The 17,019-nt window shown below is 63.8% G+C and carries 12 protein-coding genes; 6 read left to right on the top strand and 6 right to left on the bottom strand.

Features of this window, described 5'->3' with window-relative positions:
* Positions 1-99: 99 nt before the first annotated feature.
* Positions 100-1,263, bottom strand: coding sequence for an isovaleryl-CoA dehydrogenase (locus C4K40_RS20200; protein WP_022639680.1), 1,164 nt, complete (start codon positions 1,261-1,263; stop codon positions 100-102).
* A 229-nt stretch (positions 1,264-1,492) separates the two neighbouring features.
* On the opposite strand from C4K40_RS20200, the gene C4K40_RS20195 reads away from it, so the two are divergent.
* Entirely contained in the window at positions 1,493-3,196 is a 1,704-nt protein-coding gene (locus C4K40_RS20195) for an AMP-binding protein (RefSeq protein ID WP_053136671.1), read from the top strand.
* 621 nt (positions 3,197-3,817) lie between these two features.
* Here the strand turns inward: C4K40_RS20195 and C4K40_RS20190 are convergent.
* The 3 genes from C4K40_RS20190 to C4K40_RS20180 all read right to left on the bottom strand — a co-directional run bounded on the left by C4K40_RS20190 (position 3,818) and on the right by C4K40_RS20180 (position 6,245).
* On the bottom strand, positions 3,818-4,717 hold the full coding sequence (locus C4K40_RS20190) for a hydroxymethylglutaryl-CoA lyase (protein ID WP_053136668.1): 900 nt from the start codon (positions 4,715-4,717) through the stop codon (positions 3,818-3,820).
* A 59-nt stretch (positions 4,718-4,776) separates the two neighbouring features.
* Positions 4,777-5,181 (bottom strand): MerR family DNA-binding transcriptional regulator, encoded by a 405-nt coding sequence (locus C4K40_RS20185; RefSeq protein WP_022639677.1) that lies wholly within the window; start codon positions 5,179-5,181, stop codon positions 4,777-4,779.
* A gap of 128 nt (positions 5,182-5,309) precedes the next feature.
* Positions 5,310-6,245, bottom strand: a complete 936-nt coding sequence (locus tag C4K40_RS20180) for a LysR family transcriptional regulator (RefSeq protein ID WP_022639676.1) — start codon at positions 6,243-6,245, stop codon at positions 5,310-5,312.
* A gap of 201 nt (positions 6,246-6,446) precedes the next feature.
* On the opposite strand from C4K40_RS20180, the gene C4K40_RS20175 reads away from it, so the two are divergent.
* Entirely contained in the window at positions 6,447-7,679 is a 1,233-nt protein-coding gene (locus tag C4K40_RS20175) for an acyl-CoA dehydrogenase (RefSeq protein ID WP_053136665.1), read from the top strand.
* A gap of 51 nt (positions 7,680-7,730) precedes the next feature.
* Here the strand turns inward: C4K40_RS20175 and C4K40_RS20170 are convergent, their stop codons facing one another.
* Entirely contained in the window at positions 7,731-9,113 is a 1,383-nt protein-coding gene (locus C4K40_RS20170) for a substrate-binding domain-containing protein (RefSeq protein WP_053136662.1), read from the bottom strand.
* Positions 9,114-9,406: 293 nt separating this feature from the next.
* Here C4K40_RS20170 and C4K40_RS20165 point away from each other — a divergent pair, with 293 nt between their 5' ends.
* Positions 9,407-9,739: a YegP family protein gene (locus C4K40_RS20165; protein ID WP_022639673.1), complete on the top strand. Its 333-nt coding sequence runs from the start codon at positions 9,407-9,409 to the stop codon at positions 9,737-9,739.
* 48 nt (positions 9,740-9,787) lie between these two features.
* On the opposite strand, the gene xthA is transcribed toward C4K40_RS20165, so the two are convergent.
* Positions 9,788-10,600, bottom strand: a complete 813-nt coding sequence (gene xthA / locus C4K40_RS20160; RefSeq protein WP_053136660.1) for an exodeoxyribonuclease III — start codon at positions 10,598-10,600, stop codon at positions 9,788-9,790.
* Between the two features lie 173 nt (positions 10,601-10,773).
* On the opposite strand from xthA, the gene C4K40_RS20155 reads away from it, so the two are divergent.
* From C4K40_RS20155 to C4K40_RS20145, 3 genes are all read left to right on the top strand, one after another.
* Positions 10,774-11,424: an N-acetyltransferase gene (locus tag C4K40_RS20155; protein WP_022639670.1), complete on the top strand. Its 651-nt coding sequence runs from the start codon at positions 10,774-10,776 to the stop codon at positions 11,422-11,424.
* Positions 11,425-11,488: 64 nt separating this feature from the next.
* Positions 11,489-13,216: an autotransporter assembly complex family protein gene (locus C4K40_RS20150; RefSeq protein WP_053136657.1), complete on the top strand. Its 1,728-nt coding sequence runs from the start codon at positions 11,489-11,491 to the stop codon at positions 13,214-13,216.
* Positions 13,213-16,884, top strand: a complete 3,672-nt coding sequence (locus tag C4K40_RS20145; RefSeq protein WP_053136654.1) for a translocation/assembly module TamB domain-containing protein — start codon at positions 13,213-13,215, stop codon at positions 16,882-16,884. The genes C4K40_RS20150 and C4K40_RS20145 overlap by 4 nt, the downstream gene beginning before the upstream one ends.
* Positions 16,885-17,019 lie beyond the last annotated feature (135 nt).

Raw genomic sequence — 17,019 nt, 5'->3', positions numbered from 1 at the left:
CAAGCCTCAAGCTTCAAGCTGCAAGAATGTTCAGTGTTGTGGCTGCAAGCGCGCATCGCTGTTTGTCTTGCTGCTTGTAGCTTTCTGCTTGAAGCTGCTTCAGCGGGTTTCGTTGAACAGTTCGCGGCCGATCAGCATGCGGCGGATTTCGCTGGTGCCGGCACCGATCTCGTAGAGCTTGGCGTCGCGCAGCAGGCGGCCGGCCGGGAATTCGTTGATGTAGCCGTTGCCACCCAGGATCTGGATCGCATCCAGGGCCATCTGGGTCGCACGTTCGGCGGAGTAGAGGATCACCCCGGCGGCATCCTTGCGGGTGGTCTCGCCACGCTCGCAAGCCTGGGCCACGGCGTACAGGTAGGCGCGGCTGGCGTTGAGCTGGGTGTACATGTCGGCGATCTTGCCCTGGATCAGCTGGAACTCGCCGATGCTCTGGCCGAATTGCTTGCGGTCGTGGATGTAGGGCACCACCAGGTCCATGCAGGCCTGCATGATCCCGGTCGGGCCGCCGGAGAGCACCACGCGCTCGTAGTCCAGGCCGCTCATCAGGACCCGCACGCCGCCGTTGACTGCGCCCAGCACGTTCTCTTCCGGCACTTCGACGTCATCGAAGAACAGCTCGCAGGTGTTGGAACCGCGCATGCCCAGCTTGTCGAACTTGTTGCTGCGGCTGAAGCCTTTCCAGTCACGCTCGACGATGAACGCGGTGATGCCGTGGGGACCCTTTTCCAGGTCGGTCTTGGCGTAGATCACATAGGTGTTGGCGTCGGGGCCGTTGGTGATCCAGGTCTTGCTGCCGTTGAGTACGAAGCGGTCGCCGCGCTTGTCAGCGCGCAGCTTCATCGACACCACGTCGGAGCCGGCGTTGGGTTCGCTCATGGCCAGGGCGCCGATGTGCTCGCCGCTGATCAGCTTGGGCAGGTACTTGCTCTTTTGCTCGTGGTTGCCGTTGCGGTTGATCTGGTTGACGCACAGGTTGGAGTGGGCGCCGTAGGACAGGGCCACCGAGGCCGAGCCGCGGCTGATTTCCTCCATGGCCACCACATGGGCCAGGTAACCCAGGCCGGCACCGCCGTATTCTTCCGGCACGGTGATGCCCAGCAGGCCCATGTCGCCGAACTTGCGCCACATGTCGGCGGGGAACAGGTTGTCGGCGTCGATCTGTGCCGCCCGGGGCGCCAGTTCCGCCTTGACGAAGGCCTGGACTTGTTGACGCAGCATGTCGATGGTTTCACCGAGGGCGAAGTTCAGGGTCGGGTAACTCATGGCGGGGCACCTTCAAAATTTGTTTTTGTCGAGGGAACGAGACGCGGAGAGCAGCGCTGCCAGGCTCTCACCTTTACGTTAACGTAAACCTGCCTCGGATGGCTGTCAATCACCCTTTACGTAAACGTCAACTTGCGCCAGAGTAACCGGGCTTTCGCTTGGAGCCCGGCTTGTTCGCGCCATCGGCCTGGCTCCTGAACACCCACTAATAAAGACAATAGGGGGCGTCATGGAACACTCGGGTTCCCAGCCGGATCGCAGCTATACCCGTGGTACGCAAGACCGCGCCTTGCTGGCGCAGACCATTGGCCAGGCCTTCGACAACACCGTTGCCGCCCATCCCCAGGGCGAGGCGCTGGTGGTCCGCCACCAGCAGTTGCGCTACACCTGGCAGCAACTGCGCGAGACGGTCGACCTGCATGCCCGGGCCATGCTGGCCCTGGGGCTCAAGACCGGCGATCGCTTGGGGATCTGGGCCCCCAATTGTGCCCAGTGGTGCATTGCCCAGTTCGCCAGCGCCAAGATCGGTGTCATCCTGGTGAACATCAACCCGGCCTATCGCGCCGCCGAACTGGAGTACGTGCTCAAGCAGTCCGGCTGCCAATGGCTGATCTGCGCCGGGGCCTTCAAGACTTCCGATTACCACGGCATGCTCCAGGGGTTGCTGCCGGAACTGGCCGAACAGTCCATTGGCCAGTTGCACAGCCAGCTGCTGCCAGAGTTGCGCGGGGTGATCAGCCTGGACGCCCGGCCACCGTCGGGCTTCCTGTCGTGGTCGCAGCTCAGCGACCTGGCCGCCGGCGCCAGCGCCGAGCAGTTGCAGGCCCGCCAGGACAGCCTGGATTTCGACCAGCCAGTGAATATCCAGTACACCTCCGGCACCACCGGCTTCCCCAAGGGCGCGACCCTGAGCCACTACAACATCCTCAACAACGGCTACATGGTCGGTGAGAGCCTGGGCCTCACCGCCGCCGATCGGCTGGTGATCCCGGTGCCGTTGTATCACTGCTTCGGCATGGTCATGGGCAACCTGGGTTGCATCACCCATGGCAGCACCATGATCTATCCCAACGATGCCTTCGACCCGCTGCTGACCCTGGGGGCCGTGGCCGAGGAGCGGGCCACCGCGCTGTATGGCGTGCCTACCATGTTCATCGCCATGCTCGACCAGCCCCGGCGCCACGAGTTCGATCTGGCGAGCCTGCGCACCGGGATCATGGCTGGCGCCACCTGTCCGATCGAAGTGATGCGCCGGGTGATCAGCGAGATGCACATGAGCCAGGTGCAGATCGCCTACGGCATGACCGAGACCAGCCCGGTGTCGCTGCAGACCGGACCTGCCGACGAGCTGGAACTGCGGGTGACCACCGTGGGCCGGACCCAGCCGCACCTGGAAAGCAAGATCATCGACGAGGCCGGCAACGTGGTGCCGCGGGGCACCATCGGCGAGCTCTGTACCCGGGGCTACAGCGTGATGCTCGGCTACTGGAACAATCCCGAAGGTACCCGGGAGTCCATCGACCCGGCCGGCTGGATGCACACCGGCGACCTGGCCACCATGAACCCGCAGGGTTACGTGTGCATTGCCGGGCGTAACAAGGACATGATCATCCGCGGTGGCGAGAACATCTATCCGCGGGAGCTGGAGGAGTTCTTCTTCACCCATCCGGCGGTGGCCGATGTACAGGTTGTGGGGGTGCCATGCGCCCGTTACGGCGAGGAGATCGTGGCCTGGATCAAGTTCCATCCCGGACGCGCGGCCAACGAACTGGAGTTGCAGGCCTGGTGCAAGGAGCGCATCGCGCACTTCAAGACGCCGCGTTACTTCAAGTTCGTCGAGGAGTTCCCGATGACCGTCACCGGCAAGATCCAGAAGTTCCGCATGCGGGAAATCAGCGCCGAGGAACTGCGCGAGCATCTGGGCAGGGGCTGATCGTCTTGGGTGCGTGCATCGGTCCCGGTGCACGCAGCTGGAGCGGGCAGGGTGCAAAACACGAAAGGCAGGAAGCACAAAGGGGAGCCGAGGCTCCCCTTTAATTTGTCGTTGCGTGCTCTTTTTTATTATTGAGGGGCGGCCTGTTGTTGTTTTTGTCGACCGTGGCCCTTTACCGCTGTTTTGGGCGATCCCCATCCGGGATCAAGAGCAAACGTATTTTTTTGAGCGCTGATCCAATGTGTCGCCAAGGCGATCCAACCGGTTCGGGAGCTACCTTGAGGGTAGTTTTATTGTTCTCTGACCGATTGCGAATGGCTTTTGCAAGCCGTCCCGCACAGTGCACCTTCTCCAAAAAAATCTGTTAGCTGCGTCTCTGCCGTGTTGTTTTTGTTATGTCAGAGTCGTTTCGTCTTATTTTTATTAGGTTTGCAGCTTTTTATTCTTGTTATGCCATAGAGATAGCAGAAGCCGTGCCAACTTTTTAAATCTATTTAAAATCAATGGCTTGATAATTTTGTAGGACAATCTGTTCCGCAAAAAAATCAACAAACTGTTTCCGTGTTACTCGTTCCCGCCCCATTCCAGAGCGGCCGGTAACACACCGGCCGCACACTCTGTTCAGCTGGCACTGCGCGCCTTGGCCACCCGCGAGCCGGTGGCCCGGCCGAGCACTTCGCTGATGCGGTTACCGGCGGCGATCAGGCGGTCCATGTCGATACCGGTGTGGATCCCCAGGCCGTCGAGCAGGTACAGCACGTCCTCGGTGGCGACGTTACCGCTGGCGCCCTTGGCATAGGGACAGCCGCCCAGCCCGGCCACGGAGCTGTCGAACACCGCGATGCCTTCTTGCAGGCTGGCGTAGATATTGGCCAGGGCCTGGCCATAGGTGTCGTGGAAGTGCCCGGCCAGCTTGTCCCGTGGGACATTCGCGGCCACTGCCTCGAACATCCGCCGGGTAGCGCCGGCGGTTCCTGTACCTATGGTGTCGCCCAGGGACACTTCGTAGCAGCCCATGGCGTACAGCTCGCGAGCCACCAGGGCCACTTGTTCGGGGGCGATCGATCCTTCATACGGACAGCCCAGCACGCAGGACACATAGCCGCGCACGCTGATGCCCTGCTGCCGGGCGGCCTCCATGATCGGCGCGAAGCGTTCCAGGCTCTCGCTGATGGAGCAATTGATGTTGCGCTGGGAGAAGGCTTCCGAGGCGGCGGCGAATACCGCGACTTCCTTGACCCCGGCCGCCAGGGCATCCTCGAAACCCCGCAGGTTCGGTGCCAGGGCGCCGTAGACCACCCCCGGCTTGCGCTGGATGCGGGCGAACACTTCGGCCGAGCCGGCCATCTGCGGTACCCACTTGGGCGAGACGAAACTGCCGACTTCTATATAGCCCAGGCCGGCCTCGGTCAGGGCGTCCACCAGGCGCACCTTGTCGTCGACGCTGATGGGCTGGGCTTCGTTCTGCAGGCCGTCGCGGGGGCCGACTTCGACCAGGCGTACGTGGCTGGGGAGGGACATGGGGTTCACCTTCTCTCAAGTGATGACGGGGAGCGCTGCGCACCGAGTGGTCGCTGGCGTCATTGGGCGGTGTTGTTCTGACTCTGGAGGGTCTGTTGCAGCGCCTGGGTGCAGCGCTCCTCGGCGGTATCCAGTTCCAGTTTCATCTGTTCGATGTCCAGCAGTTGCTGTTCGAGCTGTTCGCGGCGCTCGGCGATCTTGGCCAGCATGCTGTGCAGTTGCTTTAGGTTGCCGCTGGAAGGGTCGTAGAGCTCGATCAGCTCGCGGCATTCGGCCAGGGAGAAACCGATGCGCTTGCCCCGCAGGATCAGTTTCAGGCTGACCTTGTCCCGTGGCGAATAGATGCGCTCCTGGCCCCGGCGCTCGGGGGCCAGCAGGCCTTGCTCCTCATAGAAGCGAATGGCCCGGGTGGTGATGTCGAGCTCGCGGGCGAGGTCGGAGATGCTGTAGGTCTGGCTGCTCATGGAGGCGCTCAAGGTAGGACTTGGCGCTAAGCTAAAGGCAGGTTGACGTATACGTCAAGCAGTGCCCTTGCATCGCCGGTCCGCTCCTGGCGGCCCGGCCCGGAAGCGGATCCGCCGGCGGTTCGCGTTCAGACTGCCTGCTGGTCGAGCTTTTTCTCGTGGGCGGCGACCTGCTGGCACAACTCGATCATCTGCTCGCGCATCCAGCGGTTGGCCGGGTCCTGGTCGGTGCTTTCGTGCCAATAGAGATGGGTTTCCACTGGCGGCACGTCGTTGACCGGCAGGTTGAAGGCCTGCAAGTCGTGGCGTCTTGCAAAACGCGCCGGCACGGTCATGACCATGTCGGTCTGCTGCAAGACCAGGGAGGCCATCAAGTAATGCTGGGAGCGCAGGGCGATCTTGCGCTGGATGCCCATCTTGCCCAGGGCCAGGTCCACATGGCCGAGGCCGCTGCGACGGCTGGAAATATGGATATGGGTCAGGGACAGGTAGTCGTCCAGGGTGAACTTTTCCTTGCCCGCCAGCGGATGGCCCTTGCGCATGGCGCAGACATAACGGTCTTCCATGAGCTTGACGTGACGCACCTGGGGGTCGGTGTTGAGCGGCGCATCCACGGCGAAATCCAGGCGTCCGGCCGCCAGTTCCTTGGTGGTTTCCCGGCGCTTGGAGAGGAAGCTCTCGATCGCCACGGTCGGTGCCAGGCGCCGCAAGCGCTGGAACAGCGGCGGCAGGATCACCGCCTCGGTCAGGTCGGTCATGCTGATGCGGTAGGTCTTAACCGCCTGCAGGGGGTTGAAGATCCGGCTCTCCTGGACCGAGACCCGCAGCAGCGACAGGGCGTTGCGCACCGGCCCGATGATGTTCTGCGCCATGGGGGTCGGCACCATGCCCTGGGCGGTCCGGACGAACAGCGGGTCATTGAAGGTTTCGCGCAGGCGGGCCAGGGCGTTGGACACCGCCGGCTGGGTGATGCCGACGATCTGGCCGGCGCGGGTCAGATTGGCTTCGGTGTAGATCGCGTCGAAAACGATGAAGAGGTTGAGGTCGACCTTGTTCAGATTCATGGCGCTGCACTCTTATTGTTGGCCTCGGCGAGGGGCCGTTGGGGCACGTGAGGGGGCGGCTTGGGAGCCTGCAGAATCAGCCGATCATATATCGGTGATGAATGTTAATACACGCCGAGAATAGGCTAGGTAAATTTTCGTAGCTGAACTAGCATCGATTTCAGTCCCTCCACACCCTTTTTCATAGAGGTAGAGCTGCCCATGGAATTCGCCTATTCCCCCAAGGTCCAGGAACTGCGTGAGCGCGTCACCGCGTTCATGGATGCCTATGTTTATCCGGCTGAAGCGGTCTTCGAGCGCCAGGTTGCCGAAGGCGACCGCTGGCAGCCGACCGCCATCATGGAAGAGCTCAAGCTCAAGGCCCAGGCCGAAGGGTTATGGAACCTGTTCCTGCCCGAGTCCGAGCTGGGGGCCGGGCTGACCAACCTGGAATACGCGCCACTGGCGGAAATCATGGGGCGCTCGATGCTCGGTCCGGAACCGTTCAACTGCTCGGCCCCCGACACCGGCAACATGGAAGTGCTGGTGCGGTATGCCAACCAGGAACAGAAGCAGCGCTGGTTGCAGCCGTTGTTGCGTGGCGAGATCCGTTCGGCCTTCGCCATGACCGAGCCGGACGTGGCATCGTCCGACGCCACCAACATGGCGGCCCGGGCGGTGCGCGATGGCGACGAGTGGGTGATCAACGGCAAGAAATGGTGGACCTCGGGCGCATGCGATCCGCGCTGCAAGATCCTGATCTTCATGGGCCTGAGCAACCCGGATGCGCCGCGCCACCAGCAGCACTCGATGATCCTGGTGCCGGTGGACACCCCCGGGGTGAAGATCATCCGCCCGCTGCCGGTGTTCGGTTACGACGACGCTCCCCACGGTCACGCCGAGGTGGTGTTCGACAACGTCCGCGTGCCCTATGAAAACGTGCTGCTGGGCGAGGGCCGGGGCTTCGAGATCGCCCAGGGGCGCCTGGGCCCGGGCCGCATCCACCACTGCATGCGCTCGATCGGCATGGCCGAGCGCGCCCTGGAATTGATGTGCAAGCGTTCGGTGAACCGTACCGCGTTCGGCAAGCCACTGGCGCGGCTGGGGGGCAACATCGACAAGATCGCCGACTCGCGGATGGAGATCGACATGGCGCGCCTGCTGACCCTCAAGGCCGCCTACATGATGGATACCGCCGGTAACAAGGTGGCCAAGAGCGAGATCGCCCAGATCAAGGTGGTGGCGCCGAATGTCGCCTTGCGCGTGATCGACCGGGCGATCCAGATCCATGGTGGGGCCGGTGTTTCCAATGACTTCCCGCTGGCCTACATGTATGCGATGCAGCGCACCCTGCGCCTGGCCGACGGCCCGGATGAAGTGCACCGGGCGGCAATCGGCAAGTACGAGATCGGCAAGTACGTGCCCCGGGAACTGATGCGCAGCGGCGGGCACTGATAACTGCTCCCAGAGCCTGCCGGTGGTGGCATCGGCAGGCTGCGCATGGGTTCAGTAGACCCAGACCTCCACGCGCCGGTTCTTGATCCGGCCCTCGTCGAGATCGTTGGTGGCCACCGGCAACTGCGCGCCGAAACCGCGGATCTCGCGCAACACCACGCCACTCTTCACCAGTTCCCTACGTACCGCCATGGCCCGCAGTTTGGACAGCAGGGCGGCGCGGCCAGGGTCGTTCTTGGCATCGCCGAAGCCGGCCAGGGTTACCTGGCGAGTCATCTTGCCGTGCTGGCGCAGGTAGTCCAGGACCCGGCTCAGGTCCTGGCGGGCCTTGTTGTCCAGGTTGGCGCTGCCTTCCTCGAAGCGAAAGTTCACGCTCAGGCGCTGGGCTTCCCGGGCCAGGGCCTGGTAGGCCTCGGGCATCTGCGGGTTGGGCGTCACGCTCATGGCTTGCACGGTCTGGGCGACGAAGCCGTTGGCGGCGACGATGGCCTGGCCTTTGGCGCTCTGGGCGAAGCTCACCAAGGCCTTGGCCCAGGAGTTCTGGCTGTCGGGCGGCAGGTACAGGTACAGGCGGCGCGACAGCGGATAGTCCTCGGTGGCGATCAGGCTGTTGAGTGGCAGCATCGGTTGCGAATCGCCGTCGACGATGGCCACCGCCTTGGCCTGGCGCACATAGGGCAGGCCGATGAAGCCTATGCCCTGGGGATCCTGGCTGACCGCGTCGGACAGCTGCTCGCTGGATTCGAAACGCTTGGCGCCGGGGCTCAGGGCCTTGCCGCGCCGGCCAAGGACCAACTCTCTGAAGGTGTCGTAGGTACCCGACTGATCATCCCGGGCATACAGGTGCACCGGGCCGCCGATCCCGCCCAGGTCTTCCCAGGTCTTGGTCTCGCCGCTGAACAGTCGCGCCAGTTGCTCGGTGCTCAAGCGGGTCAGCGGGTTGCGTGGATGGAGGATGATCGCCAGGCCGTCGATGGCGATGACTTGCTCGGCGTCGGGGCTTTTCAGGTCACCGAGGTTCTCCAGCTCCACCAGTTCACCGTCCTTGATCGGCCGTGAGGCGGCGGCCAGGTCGGCTCGGGCACTGTTCAGCGCGGCAAAGCCGGTGCTCGAGCCATGGGCCGCCACCTCCGCCCGGACCTGGCCGCCCTGGGCGGTCTGGCCGACGACCCGTTGCTCGTTGTCCTTGCCGCTGGCCTCGATCCTGATGCCATGCAGGCCCTGTTGTTCCATGAGCCCCTTGACCAGCGCCGGGCCCAACCGGGCGCCGATGGTGTTGGAACCCTGGATACGCAGCTCCGCCGTGTCGTCCGCCGCCAGGGGCAGGGCGGCGAATGCCGACCAGGGCAGGGAATAACAAATGAAACCGATCAGGAACAGGCTGATGGTCCGGCACCAGATGTCTCGTTCACTGGCGGAGAAAACGCGGGGCATGGGGCACTGGCCTTCTATATAGAGGAATAGGTAAGTGCCGGCGAGATTAAGTCAGGGAGGTGACAGACATGTGACGAAGGACGGGTGTCATCGATAAATGGCGAAAGTCCTACGCCATAAATAGCTGTTTTCTCTAGATTTTTTGAGATTTTTCCTAAAGACCAGCCTTTGGAGCCTACGTAGAGTGGACAACTTTGTCTGTAGGGGATTGGGGCGACTGCCAACGCGTCATCCCCGCAGATGCCCCGGCAGCGTGGAGCTGCCAGTTCTCGTGACTTTCAAAGGAGTTGCAAATGAGTGCCTGGTTTGAACTGAAGCAGTATGGCAGTGGTGCGTGCAGATTCTTGCTCAAGACAGAGGAGGCGCAGACCATGCTTCAAAGCGACCGCTACCCTTGCCGGGACAGTGCCGAGGCAGCCCTCGGCCTGTTCCGCGCACACTGCGCCTCTCCCGAGCGCTACGTCAAGAAAATTTCGTCGGGTGGCAAGCCCTATTTCAAGCTCAAGTCTGGCAATGAGGTGATCCTCGTCAGCCACTTGTACGATTCGCAAGAGGCCCTGGAGAGAGCCATCGGCGAGATTGCCAGCGCCGGCACCACGGACCGCGTCCAGCGGGTCCAGCTCTAACCGGCAGAAAAAAGCCCATCAACAGATGGGCTTTTTTGTGCCTGGCGATCAGCTCAATTCGAGCCAGATCGGCGCATGGTCCGAAGGTTTCTCCATGCCCCGCAGTTCATAGTCGACCCCGGCAGCCTTGACCCGCGGCAGCAGGCCACGGGACGCCAGGATCAGGTCGATGCGCAAGCCACGCTTGGGTTCGTCTTCGAAGCCACGGCTGCGGTAGTCGAACCAGCTGAAGCGGTCGTTCACCTCGGGGTTGAGGTGGCGGAAGCTGTCCACCAGGCCCCAGTTCTTCAGGCGTGCCATCCACTCGCGCTCTTCCGGGAGGAAGCTGCACTTGCCGGTCTTGAGCCAGCGCTTGGCGTTGTCGGCGCCGATGCCGATGTCGCAGTCTTCCGGGGAAATGTTCACATCACCCATGACCACCAGGGGCTGGTCGTTGCTGAAGCGGCTTTCCAGCAACTGTTGCAGGTCGCTGTAGAAGCGCTCCTTGGCCGGGAACTTGGTGGGGTGGTCGCGGCTTTCGCCCTGGGGGAAATAGCCGTTCATGATGGTCACCGGCGTGCCATTGGCGTCGGCGAAAGTGCCCCAGATGAAGCGGCGCTGGGCGTCTTCGTCATCGTTGTCGAAGCCCTTGTGCAGAGCCAGTGGCGCTTGGCGCGAGAGCAGGGCGACGCCGTAGTGGCCCTTCTGGCCGTGGTAATGCACGTGATACCCCAGGGCCTGGACCTCGGCGAGGGGGAACTGCTCGTCGGCGACCTTGGTTTCCTGCAGGCCGATCACGTCCGGCTGGTGCTTGTCGATCAGCGCCGCCAGCTGATGGGGGCGGGCGCGCAGCCCGTTGATGTTGAACGAGACGATCTTCATGGTCGGCGGTCCTGGCAAAACAGCGATGCTAGCTGACAACGCCCGGGTCGACCAGCGTGGCGGCGTCGCCGATGCGCTGCTAATGTCCTTGGGCGCGGGAACGTTCAGCGGCGCGCAAGGCTCGTAATACAAGAGCGCGACCTTTCGAGCCGCGCCAGGGAGGAGTGACCGTCATGCCCGAGGCCAGCAATGCCATCGCCGATATCCACATGCTCGACAGCGGGTATTCCCGCGAAGCGCGGTCGCTGTTGTACCAGGCCTATCGCCACGAACCGACCTTCGGTTTCATCTTCGAGTCCGAGCGCCCCGGCTACGAGCAACGGGTGCGCGCCACGGTGCGCGAGCTGGTCAAGCAACACTTCTTGCAGGAACTGCCAGCCATCGGCTTGCTGGTCAATGACCGGCTGATCGGTATCGCCCTGATCGCACCGCCCCGGCGCCGGCTGGGTATCACCGAGAGTTGGGCCTGGCGGCTGCGCATGGTGTTGAGCACGGGCTTTCGCTGTACCCGGCGCTACCTGGAATACCATGACGCGGTGCAAGCCTGCCTGCCCAACGATGCGCTGCATGTATTGCCACTGCTGGGCGTGCATCCGCAGTTCCAGGGGCAGCATTTTGGCGAACAGTTGCTGGAGGCGGTGCACAACTGGTGCGCGGTGGACGCCAACTCCCAGGGCGTGGTGCTCGATACCGGCAACCCGCGTTATCTCGCGTTCTACCAGCGCCAGGGTTATGCAGAGATCGGTGAGGTGGCGGTAGGGCCGGTCCGCGAGCATGTGTTCTTCCATCCCAATCCGCAGCGCTTACAAAGCGCAACAGGCTGAATCGAACTTTCCCCGCCCTCGAGCGCTCTATCGCCCTCCCAAGCTCGTGATAGCATCCGCGCCTATGAAGTTTTCCGGAAGATTCACCAGCGGTTTCTTGCTGCTGTTCACCAGCTGTGCGGCGCTGGCGCAAAGCGAATTGGCTGTCAGGATCAAACCTGCCAACGACGAGTTGAAGGCCAACATCGAAGGTTATATCGGCGATCTTGGCGATCGAGATGAAGAAGCCCTGCTGAGGTTCAGCAGGGGCGCCGAGGAGCAGGCCAAGAAAGCTGCCCAGGCCCTGGGCTACTACCAGCCATTGATCTCCAGCGAAGTACGGGGCGGCGACAAGCCGCGCCTGCTGTTGCGCATCGATCCCGGCGAGCCGGTGCACCTGCGCGAAGTGACCATCCGAGTCGAAGGCCCGGCCGCCTCCCTCAAGTCCTTTCGTACCCCTGACAGCGACCAGCTCAAGCCTGGCGCGGTGCTCAACCATGGGCGTTACGAAGACGCCAAGCGCCTGATCCAGAACCAGGCCTCGCGCTATGGCTTCTTCAGCGGGCGCTTTACCCGGCAGCAACTGCGGGTGGACCCGCTGGCCGGCGTGGCGGACATCGAGCTGGTCTACGACAGCGGCCCGCGCTATGCCCTGGGCAAGGTCAGCTTCAGCGGGGACTCGCTGTTCGATGAAGACCTGCTGCGGCGCATGGTGCCGTTCAAGGCCGGTACCGCCTACGACTCCGAATTGATCGCCGAACTCAACCAGGCCCTGCAGTCCAGTGGCTATTTCGAATCCGTGCGGGTGGATGCCACGCCTACCGCTGCCGAGCATGAAGTGATTCCGGTGGCGGTCCAGCTCGACACCCGCAAGCCCCGCACCATGGGCCTGGGCCTGGGCTACTCCACCGACGTCGGTCCACGGGTCAAGGCCAACTGGACCCGGCATTGGGTCAACCCCCAGGGCCACAGCTATGGCTGGGAGGCTGAAGTCTCGGCGCCACGGCAGAACGTCGGGCTGTGGTACGACATTCCCCTGGACCCGCCCCTGACCGACAAGCTGCGGTTCGCCGGCGGCTACCAGAACGAAGAAATCTCCGGCACCGATACCCTGAGCAAGCTGTTGACCCTGGGGCCCGAGTGGCACAGCAAGCTGCCCAGTGGCTGGCAGCGGGTGGTCTCGCTCAAGTACCAGCGTGAAGAGTATCGGCTCGGCGATGATTCGGGACTGAGCAACCTGCTGATGCCTGGCCTGACGTATTCCTATCTGCGCAGTGACAACCGTATCGATCCGCACAACGGTTATCGCATCCAGTTCGATACCAAGGTGGCCAAGGAAGGCCTGGGCTCGGACAACAACCTGTTGTACGGCACGGTGTTGCTCAAGGGCCTGACCACGGTCTGGGACAACCATCGCCTGCTGGGCCGGGTGCAGTTCGGCGGGAGCGCCACCAACGGCTACAAATCGGTGCCGCCGTCCCTGCGTTTCTTCGCCGGTGGCGACCAGAGCGTGCGTGGCTACGACTATCAGAGCCTGTCGCCGAAGAATTCCAAGGGCGATCGCATCGGTGGGCGCTACATGGTCGCCGGCAGCGTCGAATATCAATACTCGATCGCCGAAAAATGGCGGATCGCGACTTTTATCGACCAGGGCAACTCCTTCAATAAGCTGGAACTGCCGAACCTCAAGACCGGGGTCGGGCTTGGGGTTCGCTGGGTCTCGCCGGTGGGCCCGATCCGGGTCGACCTGGCCCACGCCATGAATGATGACGGCGGTGTACGTTTACACTTTTCCATGGGGCCAGAGCTGTGATGCGTGGTTTGAAGATAACGCTGCTGGCGATCCTGGCGCTGGTGGTCCTGGTCATCCTTGCGCTGGCCGCGGTCCTCGGGACCCAGGCCGGCAGCCGCTGGGCCTTGCGCCAGGTGCCGGGCTTGAGCCTGGAGCAATTCGACGGTCGCCTCGGAGGGCAGTGGAGCGCCGGGCACCTGCTTTGGCAGCAGGACGGCACGCGGATCGAACTGCGCGGCGTGCAGTTTTCCTGGTCGCCTGCTTGCCTGCTGCGCATGACGCTATGCATCGAGCAACTGGAGGCCGATCAGGTCAGCCTGCAGTTTCCGGCCGGTGGCCAGGAGAGCCCGGGGCCCATCAGCTTGCCGGAGTTGCACCTGCCGCTGGCCATCGAGCTGGGGCGGGTACGGCTCGGCAGCCTGCTGCTCGACGGCAGCGAGCAACTCAAGAGCCTGCAGCTGGCGGCCCACTGGACTACCCAAGGGCTGCGCATCGATGCGTTGCAACTGCAACGCGACGACCTGGCCCTGGAGTTGACCGGCTTGCTGCAACCCACGGGCGACTGGCCCCTGACTGCCCAGGGCAGCCTTGGCCTGCCGGCTCCCGGCGACGGTCCCTGGAAACTGGCGCTGCAGGTCGAGGGCGACCTGCTCAAGACCCTCAAGTTGCAGGCCGACAGCAGTGGTTACCTGCAAGGGCGCCTGAGCGGTGAACTGCAACCGCTGGCCCAGGACCTGCCGGCCCAGGTACGGATCACCGCGGATGGCTTCAAGGCCAGTGCCGACCTGCCGGATACCCTGCAATTGGACCAGCTGCAGCTCACTGGCAAGGGCGACCTGAAACGCGGCTACCAGCTCGTCGGCCAGGCCAGCCTGCCGGCCGAGCAAGGGCCGGTTGCCTTGTCGTTGCAGGGTAGGGTCGACGCCAAGGGCGCCCAGATCACCACCCTGGAACTGCAGGCCAGCGACCACCAGAGCCTCAAGCTCGAGGGCCAGCTGGACTGGAGCCAGGGCTTTGTCGCCGAGGCCCGGCTCGCCTGGCTGGATTTTCCCTGGCATCGCCTCTACCCACAAATCGACGAGCCGGCCGTGGCCCTGCGCAAGTTCAACGCCGAAGTGGCGTACCGCGATGGCAACTACCTGGGCAACTTCCAGGGGGACCTGGATGGTCCGGCAGGGGCCTTCAGCCTCGGCAGTCCGTTCAGTGGCGACCTGGGCCAGGTACACCTGCCGCAATTGCAACTGACCGCCGGCCAGGGCAAGGCCCAGGGGCACTTGAACCTGCAGTTCGCCGATGGCCTGGCCTGGGATACCGCCCTGGACCTGTCGGCCATCAACCCGGCCTACTGGCTGGCTGAATTGCCCGGAACCCTGGCCGGACCCTTGCGTAGCCAGGGGGAGCTGAAAAACCAGCAGCTCAAGCTCGCCGCCGACCTGGATCTCAAGGGCCGCCTGCGCGGCCAGCCCGCGCTGCTGCAGGCCAAGGCCGACGGCGCCGGCGAGCAGTGGCGCCTCAATACCCTGGACATTCGCCTGGGGGATAACCGGATCAATGGTGCAGGCAGCCTGCAACAGAAGGTCAGCGGTCAGTTGGACATCCGCCTGCCGCGCCTGGGCCAGCTCTGGCCGCAGTTGCGCGGCCAGCTCAGTGGCCGGGTGGACCTGGCCGGGACGCTCACGGCGCCCCAGGGCAAGGCGGAGCTGAACGGGCAGCAGTTGGCCTTTGCCGACAACCGCCTGCAAAGCCTCAAGCTCGATGCCAGCCTCGATGGGGCGCAGAAGGCTCGCATCGAACTCAAGGGCAGCGGCATCCAGGCCGGCGATACCCAGCTCGGTAGCCTGACCCTGGCTGGCCAGGGCGACATCCGCAAGCAGCAGCTGCAACTGGACCTGCAAGGCCCGCTGTTGAAGCTGGCCCTGGGCCTGGATGGCACCCTGGACCAGGGCGCCTGGCGCGGACGGCTGGCCAGCGGTGAGGTCCAGAGTGGTGGCCAGGACTGGAAGCTGCAGAACCCGGCGCGGCTCGAGCGCCTGGCCAATGGCACGGTCAACTTCGCCGCCCATTGCTGGGTCAGCGGCGACGCCAGCCTGTGTGGCGAAGACCAGCGGCTGATGCCCGAACCGAAGCTGCGCTACCACCTCAAGCGCTTCCCCATCGACAGCCTGGCCCAGTGGTTGCCCAAGGATTTCGCCTGGAAGGGCATGCTCAATGCCGATGTCCAGCTGGACCTGCCGGCCAGCGGCCCCAAGGGCCAGATCGTCGTGGATGCCAGTGGCGGCACCCTGCGGGTCAAGGACAAGGAGCAGTGGCTGGACTTTCCCTACCAGGCCCTGAAGCTCGACTCGCGCCTGGGGCCACGGCGCATCGACAGCCAATTGCAGTTCGATGGCGGCAAGCTTGGGCAGTTGATGGTCCAGGCGCAGATCAACCCGCTGCCCAAGAACAAGCCGCTGTCCGGGGAGTTCCGCCTCAGTGGCCTGGACCTCTCCGTGGCGCGGCCGTTCGTGCCCATGGTGGAAAAGCTCAATGGCAGCTTGAACGGCAGCGGCCGGCTGTCCGGCGGCCTGCTGGCGCCCCAGGTCAACGGCAGCTTGCAACTCAGCGGTGGCCAGGTATCCGGTTCTGAACTGCCCACCAGCATCGAGGACCTGCAGCTGACCGCGCAGATCATGGGTGAGAACGTGCGCCTCGACGGCACCTGGAAGGGCGGCAAGAGCGGCCAGGGCAGCCTCGACGGCAACCTCGCCTGGGGCCGGGAACTGCTGGTGGACCTCAACCTCAAGGGTTCGCAACTGCCGGTGACGGTCGAGCCCTATGCGGCGCTTGAGGTGGCGCCCGACCTGAAGATCGCCCTGCAGGACAACCGGCTGGCAATCAGCGGCAAGATGGCGATTCCCAAGGGCCAGATCACCGTGCGCGAGCTGCCGCCATCGACGGTCAAGGTTTCCGACGACACGGTGATCGTTGGCCAGCATACCGTCGAGGGCAAGGCGCCCATGGCCATGGCGATGAACATCGACGTGGAAGTGGGCCAGGACAAGCTGGCCTTCAGCGGCTTCGGCCTGACGGCCAACCTGCAGGGCCATGTGCACATCGGCGACAACATGGACACCCGTGGCGAGCTGTGGCTCAACGATGGTCGCTACCGTGCCTATGGCCAGCGCCTGACGGTACGCCGGGCGCGGCTGCTGTTCGCCGGCCCCATCGACCAGCCCTACCTGGATATCGAAGCGGTGCGCCAGACCGACAACGTGATCGCCGGCATCCGTTTGAGCGGCAGCGCCGAGCAGCCGACGACCAAGATCTTCTCCGAGCCGGCCATGAGCCAGGAGCAGGCCCTGTCCTACCTGGTGCTGGGACGGCCGCTGAGCTCCGGCGGCGAAGACAACAATATGCTTGCCCAGGCCGCCCTCGGCCTGGGCTTGATGGGCAGTTCGGAGCTCACCGGAGGTATCGCCAAGAACCTGGGGATCCAGGATTTCCAGCTCGATACCCAGGGCAGCGGCAATGCCACCAGTGTAGTGGCCAGCGGCAACATTTCCGAACGACTCAGCCTGCGCTACGGAGTAGGGGTCTTCGAGCCGGCCAGCACCATCGCCTTGCGCTACAAGCTGAGCAAGAAGGTCTACCTGGAGGCCGCCAGCGGCTTCGCCAGCTCCCTGGACATCTTCTACAAGCGCGACTTCTAGCGCTTGCCGGCCTCGGCCGCTGGCGCTTGGCGCGCCGGTGGCCGGGGCAGGTCTTTCCTTCGTTCATTGCCTCCCGCGGCCTTCGCGCGCCATCACCTGTCCTGCTTATAAGCCAGGTAAAGAGCATGCTAATTA

The organism is Pseudomonas sp. CMR5c (assembly GCF_003850545.1).
GTDB classification, from domain to species: domain Bacteria; phylum Pseudomonadota; class Gammaproteobacteria; order Pseudomonadales; family Pseudomonadaceae; genus Aquipseudomonas; species Aquipseudomonas piscis.
The sequence above is the reverse complement of the archived record's forward strand: the minus strand, read 5'-3'. Positions and strand labels throughout refer to the sequence as shown.